General features: G+C 54.5%; 15 protein-coding genes and 3 pseudogenes. 5 read left to right on the top strand and 13 right to left on the bottom strand.

Features of this window, described 5'->3' with window-relative positions; genetic code table 11:
* Window positions 1-303: 303 nt before the first annotated feature.
* The 6 genes and pseudogenes from K3T82_RS27365 to K3T82_RS49225 form a co-directional block, all read right to left on the bottom strand.
* The gene (locus K3T82_RS27365; protein WP_220196729.1) at window positions 304-501 is read right to left on the bottom strand and encodes an SMI1/KNR4 family protein; all 198 of its coding nucleotides are present in this window, start codon (window positions 499-501) and stop codon (window positions 304-306) included.
* Window positions 502-608: 107 nt separating this feature from the next.
* Entirely contained in the window at window positions 609-1,136 is a 528-nt protein-coding gene (locus tag K3T82_RS48015; RefSeq protein WP_236031597.1) for a transposase, read from the bottom strand.
* 105 nt (window positions 1,137-1,241) lie between these two features.
* Window positions 1,242-1,793 (bottom strand): transposase, encoded by a 552-nt coding sequence (locus K3T82_RS48010; RefSeq protein ID WP_236031596.1) that lies wholly within the window; start codon window positions 1,791-1,793, stop codon window positions 1,242-1,244.
* Between the two features lie 197 nt (window positions 1,794-1,990).
* Window positions 1,991-2,170 (bottom strand): annotated as a pseudogene (locus tag K3T82_RS48005) (ISL3 family transposase); the annotation flags it as partial.
* Between the two features lie 134 nt (window positions 2,171-2,304).
* Window positions 2,305-2,859, bottom strand: coding sequence for a Rossmann-fold NAD(P)-binding domain-containing protein (locus tag K3T82_RS49230; protein WP_220197480.1), 555 nt, complete (start codon window positions 2,857-2,859; stop codon window positions 2,305-2,307).
* Window positions 2,860-2,888: 29 nt separating this feature from the next.
* Window positions 2,889-3,407 (bottom strand): NAD(P)H-binding protein, encoded by a 519-nt coding sequence (locus tag K3T82_RS49225; protein ID WP_220196728.1) that lies wholly within the window; start codon window positions 3,405-3,407, stop codon window positions 2,889-2,891.
* 203 nt (window positions 3,408-3,610) lie between these two features.
* On the opposite strand from K3T82_RS49225, the gene K3T82_RS27345 reads away from it, so the two are divergent.
* Entirely contained in the window at window positions 3,611-4,183 is a 573-nt protein-coding gene (locus K3T82_RS27345) for a TetR/AcrR family transcriptional regulator (RefSeq protein WP_220196727.1), read from the top strand.
* Between the two features lie 162 nt (window positions 4,184-4,345).
* On the opposite strand, the pseudogene K3T82_RS27340 reads toward K3T82_RS27345, so the two are convergent.
* A pseudogene (locus K3T82_RS27340) lies at window positions 4,346-5,998 on the bottom strand (IS1182 family transposase).
* Window positions 5,999-6,133: 135 nt separating this feature from the next.
* On the bottom strand, window positions 6,134-6,838 hold the full coding sequence (locus K3T82_RS27335) for a transposase (RefSeq protein ID WP_220196726.1): 705 nt from the start codon (window positions 6,836-6,838) through the stop codon (window positions 6,134-6,136).
* A gap of 507 nt (window positions 6,839-7,345) precedes the next feature.
* Here K3T82_RS27335 and K3T82_RS27330 point away from each other — a divergent pair.
* Window positions 7,346-8,101, top strand: coding sequence for a tetratricopeptide repeat protein (locus K3T82_RS27330; RefSeq protein WP_220196725.1), 756 nt, complete (start codon window positions 7,346-7,348; stop codon window positions 8,099-8,101).
* Window positions 8,102-8,808: 707 nt separating this feature from the next.
* On the opposite strand, the gene K3T82_RS27325 is transcribed toward K3T82_RS27330, so the two are convergent.
* Window positions 8,809-9,174 carry a hypothetical protein gene (locus K3T82_RS27325; protein WP_220196724.1) on the bottom strand — a complete coding sequence of 122 codons (366 nt, stop codon included), beginning with the start codon at window positions 9,172-9,174 and terminating at the stop codon, window positions 8,809-8,811.
* 108 nt (window positions 9,175-9,282) lie between these two features.
* On the opposite strand from K3T82_RS27325, the pseudogene K3T82_RS27320 reads away from it, so the two are divergent.
* Window positions 9,283-9,935: pseudogene (locus K3T82_RS27320) on the top strand (IS6 family transposase); the annotation flags it as partial.
* A gap of 385 nt (window positions 9,936-10,320) precedes the next feature.
* On the opposite strand, the gene K3T82_RS27315 reads toward K3T82_RS27320, so the two are convergent.
* From K3T82_RS27315 to K3T82_RS27300, 4 genes are all read right to left on the bottom strand, one after another.
* Complete coding sequence (locus tag K3T82_RS27315) at window positions 10,321-11,784, bottom strand: S41 family peptidase (protein WP_220196723.1); 1,464 nt, start codon at window positions 11,782-11,784, stop codon at window positions 10,321-10,323.
* A gap of 35 nt (window positions 11,785-11,819) precedes the next feature.
* Complete coding sequence (locus K3T82_RS27310) at window positions 11,820-12,449, bottom strand: hypothetical protein (protein WP_220196722.1); 630 nt, start codon at window positions 12,447-12,449, stop codon at window positions 11,820-11,822.
* Between the two features lie 64 nt (window positions 12,450-12,513).
* Entirely contained in the window at window positions 12,514-15,033 is a 2,520-nt protein-coding gene (locus K3T82_RS27305; RefSeq protein ID WP_220196721.1) for an FtsX-like permease family protein, read from the bottom strand.
* Window positions 15,030-15,797 carry an ABC transporter ATP-binding protein gene (locus K3T82_RS27300; RefSeq protein WP_220196720.1) on the bottom strand — a complete coding sequence of 256 codons (768 nt, stop codon included), beginning with the start codon at window positions 15,795-15,797 and terminating at the stop codon, window positions 15,030-15,032. The genes K3T82_RS27305 and K3T82_RS27300 overlap by 4 nt, the downstream gene beginning before the upstream one ends.
* Before the next feature lie 296 nt (window positions 15,798-16,093).
* On the opposite strand from K3T82_RS27300, the gene K3T82_RS27295 reads away from it, so the two are divergent.
* Window positions 16,094-17,443, top strand: coding sequence for a sensor histidine kinase (locus K3T82_RS27295; RefSeq protein ID WP_220196719.1), 1,350 nt, complete (start codon window positions 16,094-16,096; stop codon window positions 17,441-17,443).
* Window positions 17,440-18,117 (top strand): response regulator, encoded by a 678-nt coding sequence (locus K3T82_RS27290; RefSeq protein WP_220196718.1) that lies wholly within the window; start codon window positions 17,440-17,442, stop codon window positions 18,115-18,117. The genes K3T82_RS27295 and K3T82_RS27290 overlap by 4 nt, the downstream gene beginning before the upstream one ends.
* The last annotated feature ends 71 nt before the right edge of the window (window positions 18,118-18,188 follow it).

Raw genomic sequence — 18,188 nt, 5'->3', positions numbered from 1 at the left:
TGGCTAGTGCCACTACCTCGCGCGGAATGCCTACGATCTGGTCGAGGGAGAGTGTTATATGCTCGCAGCACCCGAGAGGAGCAAGTAAACACCGTTATCCGAAACTGACCCAAAGATGGACAAGCCCTATCTGGCGTTCGGTTCCTGCTTCAACGAACAACGTGCCTGGATCTACCAGGTCTTACAGGATCTCCACAGGCGTGAATTCCGGTGTCACTCACCGTACAAGGAGCAATTCTAGCAGAAACGAGGGACGAACGCAAGAGCAACAGATGTCAACGGAAAGGGAGACTTGTCCACTCTTCAAGAAACTTGTTTTAACCCCCCGTTATGCAAGCGGTAGAGCGTCTTGAAGCCCTCCGGAAGGGGAACACCGAGTGCTTCTTCTGCCTGGAGCAGTTCCTCTTCAGAAGCCCCTGGACGACACAGAGCCAGGAGGTGAGGTGAGTGAGTGGCGAACCCCTGCTCAATCCGCTGCCACAGGATGCTCATCGATTCCATCGTCTTTCTGACTTTCTTTTGCAACGCCAAAGGACCGTATGCCTTTTCTCACTTTTCTTTTTCAGAGCGCGCAACATGGTCATGCTCTTCTCATCAAAACAGATTTCTTACAAGGCATGAAGAACTCGCTGGCGTAGCAAAGGAAATGCTGCCCGGCCATACCCCATCCGCTTGACCAACTTCAATTTGTTGATCTTTCCTTCGACGATCCCATTGCTTTCTGGCCGCGTCAAGCCCGGCTGCACCGACGCTTTATCTCGTTCAATCCCCACAACGAAGCTCTGAAATTCGGGGATCTGGCTGGCGACGGCTTTGGCCAGCCAGGCATCAAGATTTTCCCCAGTGCGTGTGCGCCGCATCGTAGCAAACTCTTGCACGAGAGTATACGCCAGATCCAGTTCTGAAGAGCTTTGGCGCAGTTGGAGAATGGTTCCTCGTTCCTCTTTGTCTAAGTCTTCAGGCCGCCGCAGGAAAAGAAACATGACCTGCCGCACTGGTGGAGGAGTTGGCGAGAGTTTGGCCCCTTTGCATGCGTTCTTTTTGCCTCCGGGAAGCCGACGAACCAGGTGATCCCGCACACTCTCATACGACCCTTTGTAGCCTCGCGCCACAAGCTCCTGGTGAAGGAGAACCATGTTGTGGCACCCTGCCTCCTACCGCTGAAACAGGTAGGATAGATAGTGGTCGATGCGGCTCACATAGGGGCCGCGCGTGGTTTCAGGATAGCTGCCCTCGGCAAGCTATTGGCTCACGGTGCTATCACTGATGCCCACGCGCTCGGCAATCGCGGGGTGACTCATTCCAATCATGCGCAACGCGATGACCTGCTCATATCGGGCGAGACGCTCTTCCCGGTACGCCTGTTGCAGGCGCTCAACTTTCGGAGAACGTCGAGCCGGTCGAGGGGCTTGCTCAATGGGCTGATGATCTTCCGGGAGATCTGGAGAGTGGGCCTTACGCTTTGCCGCCAGATGGCGTGTGATGCATCCTTCAACTGCTTCCCCTAAATTCTTCAGCATATGGAAGCGGTCGGCGCACTGAACGGCCTGAGGAGCACCAGTCGTTGCCGCAGAGGCATAGTCTCCTCCACGATCCCTACTCACCAGTTCAATCTCCGGGTGCGCCGCCATCCAAGCCGCAGCCGAATCTTTGGTTCGGTCTGGCAGCACGTCGAGCATCTTGTGCGTTTGGAGATCCACGATGATCGTTCCAAATTTACGTCCCCGTCTAAAGGAAAAATCGTCAATGCTAATCTGTGGGGCCTGTCCGACTGGCTCTGTAGGCAGGGCCATGATCCGTCGCAGGATAGTCTGCCGCTGGTTGCCAACCCAATGATCTCTACGACCTGGCAGAGCCGCTTGGTCACGTGCGCAAACGGCTCAACGAACGGCGTCAGGCGTTCCGCGAAGATTTTGCGTGGGCAGGTGCTTTCCTCGCAAAAACACTTACGGACCTGAATGAGCAAACGAATGGACTGCCCTGCGCAGGGTAAATCGGCCACGTGGTGGATGTACCAGCTATGCACACGCCTGGCCGCGTTCCTACACAACGGACAACTAGAGGAAACTCGAGTCGATACAAGGGCCACAGTAAGCACATTATCTCGTTTTTCGAATCCTACGAACTGGAATCCCTCAGGCAGGGCCAGGACGGTCTTCACGTCCTTCATTGCGCATCTGTTCCTTCGCTGAAGCACGGCTCTCTCCAGAGAAGTCTATGTCAATCGATGGGTTGAATCAAGCAAACGAGCGGAATTACCGAGAGCGAGCCAGATCCACTGAATCCTGTGATTTACACTCTGCCCTACACATATCCATTTGCACGAAACCAATCAACGGTATCACGTAACGTCTCTTCCACAGGGTGAAAGTGAACTCCAAGTTCACGCTCAGCTTTCGCACTGGATACGTCAAAGTCGTCGCTCAAGGCTGCTAGTGCTACTCTTGAGAGTAGGACCGGTTGACTCGTCAACTGCCCAAGTGTTTCTGCAATGAGCGCGAAGACGGTTGCAATTGGAAAGGATAAACGCACACGAGGCGCAGTTTTCCCAGAGACCTTGGCAAGGCCACGAACAATTTCTGCCACTGTCACCATGCGTTGGCTGACAATAAACCGCTCTCCTGAGGCTCCAGTATGAACAGCACGGATCATGGCAGACGCGACATCGCGGGCATCGACAAAGGGAATTGCCCCCGGTAAAATGATCGGTATCTGGCCTTTGAGGAAACTGATCGTGAATTGCCCAAAACCGGTGGGTGCGGCGTCCCGTGGTCCCCACATACCGGCAGGAAGAATCAGCACGATGCGCATCTGTGGATGGGTGGAAAGCCACTGTTCAAGAGCTTGCTCAGCAGAAATTTTGCTTTTGTAGTAGGCATTGTGGGTGCTTACATTGTAGGGGAATGCTCATCAAAAGGAGAGCCATCAGAGGGACGTTGAAGGACACTTAGTGCGCTGACATACACGACGTTGGTGATGCCCTTCCCATATGCTGCATCAAGCAATTCAATCGTTCCACACACGTTAATTCGTTCAAGTTGTGCTTCATGATCGCCTGAGCCAAACGACTCGCGGAAATAGGCAGCCGCATGGAAGAGTATGTCCACTCCTTCGAGGGATGCTGCAAAGGCGGAGACATTGAGCATATCACCGACAATAAGTTCAACGCGAGGATCAGGAAATTGACGCTTTCCTTTCTCTATGGAGCGAACCAGCGCACGAACAGCATATCCTTCATCGAGCAATTGCATGATGAGGTTACTTCCTAGTAATCCTGTTGCTCCTGTCACAAATGCTCTCTTCATCAGTTGTCCTTTCATCACGTTCAAGAAGATACGTTCTCCATTTGGTACTTGAGACGAGACAAGCAGCACTGCAAGCATGGCCTCACGCATCTGTTCGCTCAAAATCCTCTGCCAAGCGAAATTTGGTCGAGCTACCAGAAGGGATGTCACCCCATGGACTGCACTCCAATACAATTTGCGCGGAACAGGGACGAACATCGTCTCCACACGCATACGAAACCCAGAGATGAAGATATACATCGTGTACCTTCATAGTACACATTGTATATCTTCCATTTTGCTTTGTCAAGAGGTATACTAGAGGCATGCCGTATCCAGCCAAAACCAATGCCAGGACCATCCTGCAAGCCGCGATTGAGTATCTTGAGCAGTATGGGGAAGAAGCCCTGTCGATGCGTGAGCTAGCCAGTCGTTTAGGGCTGACGCCTCGTGCCCTCTATCGCTATTATCCTGATCGTGCAGCCTTAGAAGCAACGATAGCAGAAGAAGGTTTTCGCCGTCTGCACGCGGATCTCGTCGTTGCCGTAGGCAAGCGTGTCGGAAAAGATGCCCTCCGGGTGAGTGCTGTGGCCTATCTCACCTTCGCGCAAGCTCATCCCACATGGTACGCCCTCCTGATGCGCTTTCATGTGCAATCGCCAGGACTGCTGGAGGCCGGGCATCAGGTGTGGACCTTTGTGGTGGGATTGGCTGAAGATGTAGTAGGAGTAGAAAGCGCAGCGAGTGCCGCCGTTGCCTTTTGGGCTTTCTTGCATGGGTTCACTCAACTTGAACGCGCTGCTATTCTCAGTGAGCAGAAACCCCGGAGTGGCTTCCAAGTAGGTTTAGAAGCTTTTCTCTCGGGATTCACTACTCTCTCTTCAAATCCCTCGCTTTAACCATTTTTGAGATAATTTCTTAATACTGGGGGTGGAAATGCGCCTTCCATACATGCGAAAAGAGTGGAAAGCGCGTGTATTACAGAAGAGAAACCATGTTGCGTGTGTAATTTGACGCATATCTTGGCTCTTGTCCACTTTTGATACTGCTGGCGAACCCACTCAAGGCACATCATAGAGGCGAACAAAAGCAGAGCGCCGAGTCTGAGCGCGAGGAAGCCCATCGAACCATGCCATACTGCGAACCACATTGAGCGCGGCAGCCGTGGCGACGTGTTGGAAATGCGTTTTTGCCTCCCCAATATATCGTGAACGGCGTAAGCCCATCGTGCGAACGCCTTGAGAGAGCGTCCCCTCAATCCCCGCTCGCTTGGCATAGACCTGGGCAAACGCTTGCGTGCCTTCTTGCTCTCGCCTCTGCATCAACGCCCGATACTGCTCCTGGGGCGAATGGTCACGGTACGACGTGTATGGCGGCTTGATTGGGTACACAGCGATCGAGACGGACAAGCCTGGCAATCTTTGGTCGAGAACTTGATCTTGATCACCTCGTTTTTCCGGTTGTCAATGGCCGGAGTCCAACTGGTGCTGGTGCATCCTTGTGGGCAGGTTGCCTGTTGACGCTCCCAATCGATAGGAAAGTGACTCACATCGAAGCCAGTGTGTAGGGTAGCTTGCCAGTGATAATTTTTTCTAGTCGGTCCTACCAGATCGATCTGGTAGTCGCGCTGGCTTTCAACGAGGAGTTTGGCGTCGACATATCCTGTATCAACAATATGTTTCGTTGGCAGAAGGTGCTTGCGATCCAGTTCAGCATGAATGGTTGCCGTCATGGCGTCGTCGGAGACAGGTGCCGAGGTGGTTGCCACATGAGTGATAAGCAACGGCAAATGCGTTTCACAACTTTCGGTAAGATGCACTTTGTAGCCTACCCACGTCGTGCTACGCTTCTTACTGTAGTGAGACTCTTCGTCATAGGGGGAGCCGATGTAGCGAGAGGGTGGAGGGATCTGCTCAGAGGAACGCCAACGAACCACATCATCAACCCGCTGGTAATTTTGCACCCACACTTGGCGCAAGACGTTGACAGCAGGAATGTGTCGGAGCCACTGGGGAGCCATGGGATCATACACGGCATCAAGCAGTTCTCTTCCCTGCTCTCCGATCTCTTCAGCAAAAGCGACTCGTTCCGCTTCCCCCACAGGTGAGCGCGAGTCTTCACTGCGAGGTCCATAGCGTTCTACCCACTCGGGGTGGCTGTGAGCACGGAGCCACTCCGGTGCCACCACCGCCAGGCTACCCGGGGCCGCACGCATCGTTTCCCACACACAGAGTACGCGATTGAGGGCACGAATCTTGGCGAGCACATGCGTCGAATCGGTGCGTTGTCTTCCACGTGCTTTGAGCCAGCCTTTCTGTTGAAAGAGCGTGAGCATACTTTCAAGCAAGCGATGTTCAGCCTGCTTGTCGATGAGACGAGCGCGAAATTCGGAGAGCACTGAGGCATCAAATCCCGCGTCAGCAAGGTCGAGGCCGAGGAGATATGCGCCAATCGATCCTTCCCCGCACCGCATCGGCGGCTTGCCGATCGGAGAGATTCTCCACAAATTGCATGATCGTCACCAGGGCGAGTCGCCAGGGGGCTTCGGCAGGTTGCCCTTCTTTGGGAAAGAGATCGGCAAAATCCTCATTCGTGTAAACACTTCCCAACACATCACGCATCTGCATGTACAGATTCCCTTTAGGGTAAGCTGCTCGTGCAACTCGAGCAGTTTCTTGAGGCACTGGTTCTATGGGTTGTGGTTTGAGTGACATCAATAGAATCCTCCTGGCGTTCCCTGACCGTTTTTTCTTTCCTTTGCTTCCTTCTCTCTTTCAGTATGCTCACATGCCCCAAGGTTCGCCAGCAGTATCACTTTTGTTACTGGTGGCGAAGTCGAAGCACCCATCTCAGGTTGCCTGCTTCATGACCCGTTTGAAAGGAGAGAGACGGGTCTGTTCTGGAGCTTTTCCGTTGAGCCAGTGGGTGAGTTGCACCAGATTCACCGCTGCTGCGACAGCAACATGAGCCAGATGCGTTTTGCGAAGGCCAATGTAACGTGAGCGGCGCAATCCCATTGTACGTATCCCTTGCGAATGGACTCCTTCAATTCCTGCTCGATGGTGATAGATCTGCTTGAACTCCTCCGTCTCCTCTCGTTTGTGAGCTGCCAGCAAGGCCTGCGTCCGCTCCTTTGGATGTAAGGTCATGGTTCGCCTTTTCGTTCCCGTGCAAAGGGGGTGACTGGGGCAGACCTTACAGTCACTTTGAGAAAACTTCACTTTAATGAGCGATTTTCCTGCATCCTCAACCTCAGTCCAACTCGAACTGGGTCGGCCCTGCGGACAGGTTACGGTCTTGGCTTCCCAATCGATAGAGAAGTGAGTCAGGTCGTACCCCGTTTCGGCTTGGTACCAGTGGGTTTTCAGCGTAGGGCCAAGGAGATCCACAGCGTCGTTTGATTGCGTTTCCACCAGAATAGCTACTGTCACATATCCCGAATCGACGAGATGCTGACCGGGAAGCAACTCTTTCTCTGCCAGATCCTCGTGAATCGTGGAAACGACGCCCCCATCACTGAAAGGGCCAGGGGTGGTTTCGACATGAGTAATCAATTGAGGCGCATCTTCGTCATGTGAGTCGGCTTCTTAGCTGGCTTCACGTAATCAAGTTGAGATAAGCAAGTATAAATTGGCGCAAAGCTAAAAAGGGATGAGCGGAAAGGCAAAACACGTCTTCAAAACGATTGCTCTTCTCGCCTCTTTACCCCACTTCATCAGCAAAAGAACCCGCTCTACAAGCTGCACGGCTTTTTAGTACCTGCATTTTTCAGCCCCCCAAAGAGCCGAAGACTAGTGCTCCTGACCGTCCTTCCCCCTCACAGTCTCCAGCGCGCCCTGATTGATCAACCCAACCTCACGAATTATAATGGCTTCATAGAGATTCGGCCCGCTTTTTGGTGGATGTAGCAAGCATGAGACGTGCCGCCAATCTAGCGAAAACACCCTGTTTGAAACGGTTTTTTGCTAGGGGAGAGCGTCTCCTTGCAGGAACCCACCTTGCTCTAGCGAGCGAGCGCTCTTGAGATCATTGGGTGGTTCTCCTTGGAAAGGAATAGACACATGGAATCTCCACAGCTGCAGACCAAAGAACAATGGGTGCAGGAAGGCAATGTTCACGCCGCCTTCCACGAGTACCAGCAGGCAATAGCCGCCTATGAGCAGGCACTTCGTCTCGATCCCAGCTATGCCCGGGCCTACCACAACCGCGGGGCCGCCTATGCTGATCTCAACGAGTACCGGCAGGCGATCGCCGACTTTGACCAGGCCCTTCGCCTGGCTCCCGACTCCACCGCCACCTACTACAACCGAGGCACTGCGTATGTCGACCTCAACGAGTACCAGCAGGCGATCGCCGATTTTGACCAAACCCTCCGCCTCGATCCCAACTCTGCCGACGTTTACTACAACCGAGGCAACGCGCATGTTGCCCTCAACGAGTATCAGCAGGCGATCGCCGACTTTGACCAAACCCTCCGCCTCGATCCCGGCTCTGCCGACGCCTACTACAACCGAGGCAACGCGCATGCTGCCCTCAACGAGTACCAGCAGGCGATCGCCGACTTTGACCAGGCCCTTCGTTTTGATCCCAGCAATGCCCACATCTACCACAACCGAGGCGCGGTGTACGCGACGCTCCAGGACTACCAGCAGGCCTTGGCCGACTTTGACCAGGCTCAGGCCCTTGATCCGACCCATGCGCGCGCCCACTATCACCGAGGGCGTGCGCTTCAACACCTCGGCAGACAGGCTGAGGCACACCACGCTTTTCAACAAGCCGAGTCCCTTGGGTATGAAGAAGCAAGAGAGGTCTTGTAGTCAACCGTGCAGGAGGAAGGCAAAGGGCCTGGAATGCCAGTGATCTCCCAGCACGCCCACTTGGTCAGCGTACCAGAGGCGAAGAGCGAACGGAGGCAATAAGCACTTCGGTTTTAGCGCTCAACTGAAGACGTTGGCTCCAGGTATGGAAGGTTTCGGGCGCCATGCGCATGACGATTTTCCCTTACATTGTGCTGGAAGCGCGTGTTTCTCTCCTTCAAGAGCAAATATACCTGAGATGGGTGAAAAATACGACCATTTTCAGGCATTTCTTGGCGTCTTTTCCAGATAACTTGGCGAAAGAGACGAGGAGTCTGACGAAAAAGAGAAGCGGCGAGCGGCAAAGGAGTTTCTTCTGATGCCACGCCACATTATGTGAGAGAACTGATTCGCTGGAGGCGCTTGGCAGTGTGGCAAGATATATGATAAACCCGCGCAGAATTACTGATAAATGACAGAAACGCCCGGTGTTGCCGTGTGGTGCTAGGTGACTGGGGTGGTAATCCTGGAATGCCTCGTGTTCGGTTCTGCCCAGATAATGGAACGCTCTGGCTGGCGGTGATACAGGAGCGTTGCCACCTGCTTGTGGGAAAAAAATATGAAACGCGGTGAGCCAGGTGCGTAAGAGGAGAGCGAGAGCTGTGGCTGCTTCGCCTGGTGCGTGTGTATTACAGGTAGGAGCTGGAGCGACCTTGGGAAGATCTGCGTCAAGGAGCGTGCCGGCGAAGGGATGCGTGTGCTCCTTGACGCGTGCTCACAGTTGCGTTAGAAGCCCTGAGGGGTGAAGGGGAAGGGGGAGAGTCGTTGAGGAGGCCGAGGCTGATGGTAGAGGTGTGCGCGTCTTCGCGCCAGCGAGAGCGGACGTAGGGTCCCAACTGCACGATATGGAAGATGACCTTATGATACTGGCGTGGGAGGTCGGTAGGTGAGACGCCCTGCAGGAGCAGGGAGACGACCTCGGCAGGAAGGGCCTGGATCAAGGGCATCAGGGATGGGCTGCCCCCGTTCACGCAGGCTCGCCAGGGCTTTGAGGAAGGCATGGAGTTGGGGCGTGACGCGTCGTTTGGGGACAAAGAACACCTCACACCAGCCTGCGGCATTGCTCAGGTGCGCATGGAGTTCAGGGAGGTGGGCTTCACACTGAGCGTGGGCTTCCTGTCACCAGTACCCTACAATTCCAACTTCCAACGAGCTGGTACGTGCGATACTCGCTCAGCTATCGCGATCTGGAAGAGATGATGGTCGAACGCAAACTCTGCGTTTGAAAGCGTGCAATGACTCCTGGAAAGTGGATGAAACGTACATCAAAGTGAAGAAAATCTGGATGTACCTGTACCGGGCGGTGGATTCTGAGGGGAACACACTCGAGTTTCTTTTGAGTCCAACCCGCGATTCCAAGACGGCCAAACGCATCTTTCTCAAAGCGCTGCGTCCCGCTACAGATTCAACACCTCAAGCGCTTCCGCGTAAGGGGCGCATAGCTTCGGCTGACTCCATCACCATGTCAGTTCCTCGTGTAATCAACGTCGATAAAAACGTGGCGTATCCTAAAGCCATTGTCGACCTGAAAGCCACTGGAGTCCTGCCTGGGCATGTGGAATTGAGGCAGGTGAAATATCTCAACAACCTGATCGAGCAAGACCACCAGTTCATCCAACGCTTGACGAAGCCGGGGATGGGCTTCTTTTCCTTCAAAACAGCGTGGCGAACCTTACAAGGCTTCGAGATGATGAATATGCCGCGGAAAGGGCAAGTCAGAGGGGGTGAGCAAAGGAGTCATCAGCAGGCAAATTACCTTCATCGCGCACCAGTTTGTAGTGGCTGCCTAAGCTGAACCGGAAGCGTGGTTCACGTCCCCCTCATGTTTCTCCCAAAGTTTTTGCAACACAGCCCACTAGAGCCAGCCTTCCCACTGATGTGGGAAGGGCTAGAAGTGTGGAGCGACCCCCTGGACCCCCGTTGCTTGAGCACTGTCGCTTCTACACAACTATGCGATCTTGAGCAAGAACACGGAAGCGATGCGCTACAGGTATCTCGTTTTTCCCCACGCGAGAGGTGACAGGCGTTCGGTGAAAACGTCGCGTGTCTCGCCATGCTGAAGGCACATCAGTGTGCATCAAGGGGTGTTTTTTTACCACCTTTCCCTCGCATCATGCTGAGGATCTTTTGCCAACATGCATAGTTGTGTGGAAGTGTCAGTGCTTTAGCACGGGTAGTCCTCAGTAGAGATCCTGAAGCGCTTTCTCGAGGAAGGGATCATAGCCAGCGGCCAGATCTGCCGGCGTGGGATACACCTCATCGTCGGGCGGCACGCCGATGCCAGAGATAACCTCTCCGGCAGGTCCTTGCATAAATGCGACAGGCACCGTTACGACGCTCCCATCGTCGAGAAAGAAGTCACTGGACGGTCCAGAGGCTATGCCCGCCGTTCTTTCTCCTACCAGGTGCCCCAGGTGGAGATCTTGAATATCCATAGCGGTTGCCTCGCAGGCAGACCCGCAGCCGCGATCAATCAACGCAGCCAAGCGCACATGGTACAATGGGATACCATCATCCGTTCTCATCTCGGTGCGTTGCCCCTGCCTGTCAATAGTGGTTGAGATGATCTGGTTGTGGACAAACAGACTGGTAATGCGCCTCTGTTCTCCGGCATCTCCCCCGCCGTTCCCGCGCAGATCGAGAATCACGCCCTTAAGTTGCGCTCCGGCCTGTTGCATGGCGCGGTTGATCTGCTCATATACGCCTCTCTTAAACTGAGTGAAGTGCACATACAGGATGCCTCCAGGCAGCAGACGCGTGGAGACGAGAGGAGCGGCTGGATACGCGGCAGGAGCCAGGCTTACACGTATCGTGCTATCGGCACCAGGATGCTGTATCTGTAACTGGACCGGCCCCGAACCCGAGAGCGGGCTTATTACCGCCTGTACTGGCTTTTGATTGATAAAAGGGGGAAAGCCGTTGATCGTAACGATGGTATCGCCGGGTCGCAAGCCAGCCTGCTCCGCCGGGCTGCCGGGATCAACGCTGCGAATATAAAGCGGAGGCGAGCTTTGCGCGAACTGCTCGGGACTATAGAAAGGGAGATGAATACCCAACCCTGTCCGCGTGCCAGGTGGGGCAGACTCTCCGCCCTTATCCCTCGGGGGTGGCATGTAATTGGCATGGTCATCATGCAAGCCGTCCACCATCCCGGCAATTGCCGCTGCCACGAGGTCTTGCTGGTTCGACGATAGATGAGCGATCATCGTCGTATAGGTCCGCTCAAATACCTGCCAGTCCTCCTGTCGATCACCGGCCAGCGCGGGCAAGACAGCGCTGCGCTGGTCCTGATGCTGTTGAACAAGGTAGTTGACCATCCCGCTCATTGCGTGCTGGAGCAGGCTCCGGGGATCGAGAGCGGTTGGATAATTATCGAGAATACAGTTGTATGCCTGTTTGATGGTATGTATACTACTGGTAGCTGGGTTTTCGACTGACCGGGATTGCGTGCTGCACGATGAGCTTCCCGACACGATGGGAGGTGCCGCTGTCCAGGTGAGATACAGAAAACTTGCCACAAACAGCCCCACCACAATCGCGAGACGCACCAGCCTAGCACTATCCTGCCGCCACCATTGCTTCTCAGGGGGAGATGCCTTCATCTCTCCCCGGGCAAGCGCTGGTTTTTCGCTTACTTTATTCATAAGTATCTTCTCTTCTTACTATGAGACTAGTTCTCTCAAGACTTCTTTCCTTGTGAAGATCTAAGGAATGCCTCCATTATGTTCATATTCATGTCATCCTGATTCATTCCGCGAATAGTCTGGTCTGCCTGTTGCTGTGTTAACACATGCTGTTGTACCAGTGCTGCATGAGCCTGTTGAACCGCTGCAACCTCTATAGCATGGAGCTGCTCCTGTGAAATCCCTTGTGCCTGGGCAAGGTCGTTCAACCATTTTGTCGCCTGGGGTGAAGAGATCTCCGCTCCTCCATGACCGGCAGGAGTTTGCGTTGCAAGAACGGTAGAGTGGAAGTTGTCCCGTACCTGCTGCTCAGTCATATGCAAACCCTGAGCAAACTGCGCTCTCAGGGTTTGCCAGTACACAGCTGGGTAGTTCTCCCAGGGAGCCTCGCCGCTGCTATTGCTGCTCCCTTTTTTGTTTGTGCTTCCATTGTTTTGTGTTCTGCTCGGAGAGGCGCTGTTTGTTGTATACACCCGCCAGGCGACCACGAGCCCAGAGCTCAGGATGACGATCACGCCCAGCAGAAGGAGAAAAAACTTCAAGCGCAGGTCTGCCCGCCGCTGTGGCTTTTGTTGCAATATATTCGCTATTTTTCCTTCTTTTGCTTGTTCTTCATTATTCAGCATATCTTCAATCCTTCCATTTCTTCATCAAACTTCATTCGACCTTGAATAGTGCTGCTAATGTATGTTATTCATAGCGCAGGGCTTCAGCGGGCAAAATGCCGGAAGCGCGTTGAGCGGGGACGACGGCGCACACGAAAGACACCAGGCTGCAGCCCAGCAAGATGCCAAGCGTGGGAAACACCGGGATCGCGAAACTTTTGGAGGTTGCGTAGGCAATCTCTGAGACCAGCCACCATGCCAGTGTCGAGCCGATGACCAGGCTCACTAGCACGACAAAGCCTGTCTCCAGCAAGAACGAGCGCCGCACCAGGGCACGTGAAAAGCCCAGGGCGCGCAGCATGCCAATCTGTTGACGCCGCTCTACGACGGCACGGCTGGCGATCACTCCGATGATCAGTGCCCCAAAGACCATCCCGGTGATCAGATATGCGACCAAAAATCTGGTGATGCTCGTCGTATAGGCATTCTGCGTTGCCGCGAACTGTACGGCAGATGACAGAGAAGTATCGGTTGTCTGCTGCCCGATCCCGAGATTGTTCGTCATGACGAGTATGACCAGGAACAGCACCAAGCTGAGGAGAGAGATGGCGACCCCAGTACGGAAGCGAAACGTCAGCGGATACGCCATGCTGGGACGGCTAATTGGCGCCAGACCTCGCACCTGCCGGATGATGAGATGTAAAGCGGTTGCCAGGCTATCGCTGTTCACCATGACCACCACCACCATGCCAACAAGCGGCACGAGCATACTGAGCAGTACGTCGGGCAGGAAAGCTGAGAACTCGAACTGCTCTGGCGGCAGCGTGGTGGTAAAAATGAGGAGAAGCATCCTGGTCCCTGTCTGAAGGCCATACACAAACCAGCCCAGGCCGATAAGCGTTCCACCAAGCCAGCGGCCCAGTTCCGCTGGGAGACGGAAGGCGCTACTCAGCCAGATGAGCAGCAGCCCAGCGCCACCAATCAGTACCACAATGCTCAAATTCCCCAGCCAGCCCGCGCCCGGACTCTGTCCCAGGTACAGGGCCAGGAGCCCCACCAGCAGGCAAAGGGGGCCACGCACCACAAGTGCCCAGAGCAAACGCAGGATGGCAGCGCCGCGCCGCGTCATCGTTGGCGCGCTCGTCAGTTCGCCCAGAAGCGCCTTGAGATGTGTCTGCCTGGGAAGATCGTCCAGATTGCTGATTGCCGTCACAATGCTGCTATAGCCGATCCGCATGGCTGACAGATAGGTCGCCACCAGCGTCGTCAGCACGCCAAGGCAGACCACGGTCAATACGCTTTGCCAGCTCACCCAGAGCTGGAGTGGCACATTCGCGGACCTGAAGCTCAGGGAGGGTAAGCCGGAGAACGTGAGTAATTCAAGTTCCAGAATACCCATACCAAGCAGCATACCCGGGACTGCCGCCAGCAAGCTATAGCCGCAGCACTCGATCAGCAGGGTCTGGGTCAGGTGATGGCGTTGCAGACCGACCGCCCGCGCTATGCCCAGTTCCACCCGTCGATCCGCCGCCAGGAACAGGCACAACAATACCAGCAGTAATATACCCGCACTGACCAGCAAACCTGTACAGACCGGCAACAGCAGGTCAAATTGCCGCGCGGCAGACGAGTCCATGAAATCGCTTTTCCCAGCCACGGGATTCCAGCGCGCCTCCTCTACCCGCCCAGGGTTGAGTGGATGAATGAGTGTACTCTGAAAAGGAGTGGGAGTCTGAGCATGCGTATCCGTCGGTGTGTGAAAGAATTGCTCTAAGAAGCTGAGCGCGGCCTGACTCTGCTCCGGACCCCCAACGTTCTTGATACAGATAGTGTTTGGGGATAGCTGTCGATGGATGGATTGCTGGCTAAATTGCTGAAGTGTTGCCAGAGGGAGGATTATTTCTGGATAGGCCGCGTCGACAGCGAGTTCGCCACCAGTCACCACTGGATCATTTGAGAGAATAGCTCGTACCGTGACATTGAGCGTCGCGTTCTGCCCATTGAGCGTAATCTGTAAGTGATCACCCGGTTTGATGTCCAGATCCCTTGCGGCTGAATAGCTCAGCAACACTTCGTCGGAACGAAGATCCGTGATGGATACAGGACGTCCCTGGCTGTCTCTCAGCATACCATAGACTCCGTGAAAGTCAGGCGGTGCTGCCATAATATACTGATTGGTTCGGGTGATGTTGTTCCGTCGAACATGAAAGTTCGCCGCGAGAGGATTGAAGTAGACCGCCGTGGCTGCCTGTACGGCCGCTTGCTGCCGAATGTGCGTGAGGGCACTCTCCACCTGATCTTGCGTAAAAGGGCCGGTGACAGACTCATCGACATCGCCGACTTTTGTCAGGCGATCAACCACAATTGAGTGAGAGAAGCTATCTTGCAAGCCAAATGAGGTGGTAAGAAAAGCGGAAAAGAACATCAGGCCGCAGAGCATAATGAGCGTTTGCGCGCGATGTCGCAGGATGTTGCGCACCCCCATTTGCCATAGCAACGGATTGCTGATGCTCAGACCCACAAGTACGAGAAGGGCACCTCCTACCAGCGCGGCAAGCAGCAGGGCCTGTGTTGTGGGGGTGAAGCCAGAAAGGGTCATACTCATCGTTGCGCTCCTCTCTCCCCGAATGTGCTGACGCTTGCTTGCGCCTCAATGGGGATATCTTCTTGAATCAGGCCATCGGCCATGGTGATTACCCGATTGGCCTGGCGGGCAATCTCAAGCGCGTGTGTGACCCAGACAAAGGTCAGGCCCAATTTATGATTGAGAGTGAGCATCAAATCAATAATTTCCTGGCTGGTCACGCTATCAAGCGCACCCGTAGGCTCATCTGCCCACACAATCGAGGGTGTTGTTGCCAGCGCCCGCGCAATCGCAAAACGCTGCCTCTGCCCGCCACTCATCTCCGCCGGGCGATGGCTGGCCCAGTCGCGCAGGCCAATTTGCTCAATGCTTGCCAGCGCGCGGATGCGTGCCTCCCTGGCAGAGACACCGCTGACCAGCAGTGGCAACTCCACATTCTCCAATCCCGTGAGCACCGGCAGTAAGTTATAGGTCTGAAAAACAAAACCCATCTCGCGGGCGCGGAAGAGCGTGAGCTGGCGATCTGAGAGGTCGCGAATATCCTGGTTCGCAATTCTGACGGTCCCTTGCGTGACCCGATCCAATCCGCTCAGGCAATTGAGCAGCGTGGTCTTGCCACAGCCACTCGGCCCCATAATGGCGACAACTTCTTTGCGCTGGATGCGTAGCGTCACCCCCTGTAAAGCCTTCACCACGACCTTGCCAGTATCGTAGTGCTTGTGAACATCAATAGCTTCGATAATGATATTTTTCTGGTGTGTATCGCTGGATTGCTCCAATTCCATGCCTGATACCTCTTTCTTCGAATCCTTTGCTTGAGGCAATTGCATGCCCTGGGCAAAAGTGTAGCCAGGAGTGAAAGAAAAAGCTATCGAGAAACTCTGCACGTTTCTCTCGTCAAAGCCTGTAGTGAGATGTTGCAGAAATGTGCAGCAGATAAATGCAGAAATGTGCAGGCATGTTTGCTGAAATTGACGTGGTGTCCAGAAGCTAGCCATGTTATACTTGAGCAGAGTTTCTCCGCATTTTTGAAAAACGCTCTGAAAGGCGAACCTTGCAAGCACGAAGAGCGAGGAACACGATGACACATATGCTCTTTGATCTCTTCATCGAAAAAGAGGGGAAGAAGCCGGAGCAACAAGATCAGCAGAAGCGGTCGCTGAACTGGTTTCTTTTCTTCTGGCTCGGCTTCATCTATGTACAATATATGTTGCCGCGTACAACCACGCTGTTGCAACAAGAGGATAAAAAACTTTCATCTGTTCCCTCTGTTGAAGATCTCTTCCAAAAAGATACCAGAAGCGCCATCCTCCTAGCTCTTGTTGTTTTTACGCTCTTGATGGCATTTCATGGTAGCTTGCACTGGTTAGTTCTGTTTCGCAATAGCAAGGGGCGCTATCTGTGGCTCTATTTTCCACTCCAGATCGTGTGCATTGGGTTTATCTTCCTCATGGCTGATGGGGGAAGGGGGTCAGGTAATGCCTTTCTGGGATTGTGCCTCATGCTGGCTATTGAGGCCATTATCCTGCTCAAACGGATATCTCTGATCATTGCGGCAGCGGCAGGATGCCTGCTTTTTTACCTCGCTAATCAAGGGATGATCCTGCTGACCGTTGCGCAGCAGAACCTGCCTGTGGTCCCCAAACTAATCGGGGTACTCACGGAAAGTTCAGCCCTCATTCCGTTTGTCTGTGCCAGCGTCATGCTCTACATCCAACAAACCAGGGCTCACCAGAGAGATCAGAAACTCTTGCGCGAATTAGAGACAGCGCATATTCAGCTCGAAGACTACGCGGCACGCATCCAGGACCTGACGTTGACCACAGAGAGACAACGGATGGCCCGCGAACTGCACGATACACTAGCTCAGGGACTGGTCGGCCTAACGATGCAACTGGAGACCATCGACTCGCTCTTGATCAAGCAGCGTTGTGAGCAGGCGCGCACCATTGTTCAGCAGGCAATGACGCGTTCACGAGCCACGATCACCAGCGCGCGCGCCGCCATCACGGACCTGCGCACAGAACCAGCCATGGCGGGCGATATTCTCGCTGCCATTGAGGCCGAGGTGCAGCATTTCACCCTGGCGACTGGCATTCCTAGCACCTGTTGTCTGCAAACGAAGTTGCCAGACGAGTATCATGAGCATCTTTTGCGGATAACTCGCGAAGGGCTGACCAATATCGCGCGCCACGCCCAGGCCAGCCAGGTCTGGATACAGGCCCGTGTTGATAACGCAACGATCATCTTTGACATAGAAGATAACGGGATCGGCTTTGACCCCGCACAGATCACGACTGGTCACTATGGCCTGCTGGGACTACGTGAACGAGCGCGCCTGATGAACGGTTACCTGCTGATCAACAGCGAGCCAGGCCAGGGCACGACCGTACGCCTCAGCATTCCCTATAGAGAGAAGGTGGGACTATGAATGAAAAGCAGGAGGACATTCGCGTGGTGGTGGTTGATGACCATCTTGTCGTGCGCGAAGGACTGCGTATGATGCTGGAAATCGCCGGTGAAGGCTTTGTCCTGCTCGGCGACGCGGCAGATGGGGCCACGGCTCTGCGCGTGATAGAAGAGCTTCAGCCTGGTGTCGTGCTGATGGATCTGCGTATGCCCGGTATGGATGGTCTAGAAGCGATTATCCAGATACGAGAACGTTGGCCGCACATCGCGGTCGTGATCCTGACAACCTACAATGAAGACGATTTGATGCTGCGCGGGCTACGGGCAGGTGCATGCGGTTATCTCCTCAAGGACACCGACCGTGAAACCTTATTCCATGCTATTCGCGCGGCGGCTCGTGGTGATATGCTCCTGCAGCCAGAGACCATGGCTCGCATTCTGGCCCGCACCACTGATATGCCCCGCCCGGCAACATCAAGCGCCGAGGTAGATAAAGATAGCACATTGACCGAGCGTGAGCGCGAAGTGTTACAGGCGGTAGCACGTGGCGAACGCAGCAAAGAGATTGCCTCCCAGCTTGGGATCAGTCTCCGTACCGTCGGTTCACATCTCACGAGTATCTACACAAAGCTTGGCGTGGATTCGCGCGCCGCGGCGGTGGCCGCGGGTATTGAACGCGGTCTGCTTTCGCGATAACCTGAAGAGCAAACGCCTGACTCCCCTCTGGTTTTGCGAAGCAATTGACCAGCCCGCAAGAACCAACCGCC

This window comes from Ktedonospora formicarum (genome assembly GCF_016587355.1).
In the GTDB taxonomy this organism is placed as follows: Bacteria; Chloroflexota; Ktedonobacteria; order Ktedonobacterales; family Ktedonobacteraceae; genus Ktedonobacter; species Ktedonobacter formicarum.
The sequence above is the reverse complement of the archived record's forward strand: the minus strand, read 5'-3'. Positions and strand labels throughout refer to the sequence as shown.

What these genes read in the sequence shown, in the direction of transcription:
- K3T82_RS27315 (WP_220196723.1), bottom strand. Translation starts at nt 11,784, where the DNA reads ATGAATAAAGTAAGCGAAAAACCAGCGCTTGCCCGGGGAGAGATGAAG.
- K3T82_RS27345 (WP_220196727.1), top strand. Translation starts at nt 3,611, where the DNA reads ATGCCGTATCCAGCCAAAACCAATGCCAGGACCATCCTGCAAGCCGCG.
- K3T82_RS48015 (WP_236031597.1), bottom strand. Translation starts at nt 1,136, where the DNA reads ATGGTTCTCCTTCACCAGGAGCTTGTGGCGCGAGGCTACAAAGGGTCG.
- K3T82_RS27290 (WP_220196718.1), top strand. Translation starts at nt 17,440, where the DNA reads ATGAATGAAAAGCAGGAGGACATTCGCGTGGTGGTGGTTGATGACCAT.
- K3T82_RS27295 (WP_220196719.1), top strand. Translation starts at nt 16,094, where the DNA reads ATGACACATATGCTCTTTGATCTCTTCATCGAAAAAGAGGGGAAGAAG.
- K3T82_RS27365 (WP_220196729.1), bottom strand. Translation starts at nt 501, where the DNA reads ATGGAATCGATGAGCATCCTGTGGCAGCGGATTGAGCAGGGGTTCGCC.
- K3T82_RS27310 (WP_220196722.1), bottom strand. Translation starts at nt 12,449, where the DNA reads ATGCTGAATAATGAAGAACAAGCAAAAGAAGGAAAAATAGCGAATATA.
- K3T82_RS27330 (WP_220196725.1), top strand. Translation starts at nt 7,346, where the DNA reads ATGGAATCTCCACAGCTGCAGACCAAAGAACAATGGGTGCAGGAAGGC.
- K3T82_RS48010 (WP_236031596.1), bottom strand. Translation starts at nt 1,793, where the DNA reads ATGGCCCTGCCTACAGAGCCAGTCGGACAGGCCCCACAGATTAGCATT.
- K3T82_RS27305 (WP_220196721.1), bottom strand. Translation starts at nt 15,033, where the DNA reads ATGAGTATGACCCTTTCTGGCTTCACCCCCACAACACAGGCCCTGCTG.
- K3T82_RS27300 (WP_220196720.1), bottom strand. Translation starts at nt 15,797, where the DNA reads ATGGAATTGGAGCAATCCAGCGATACACACCAGAAAAATATCATTATC.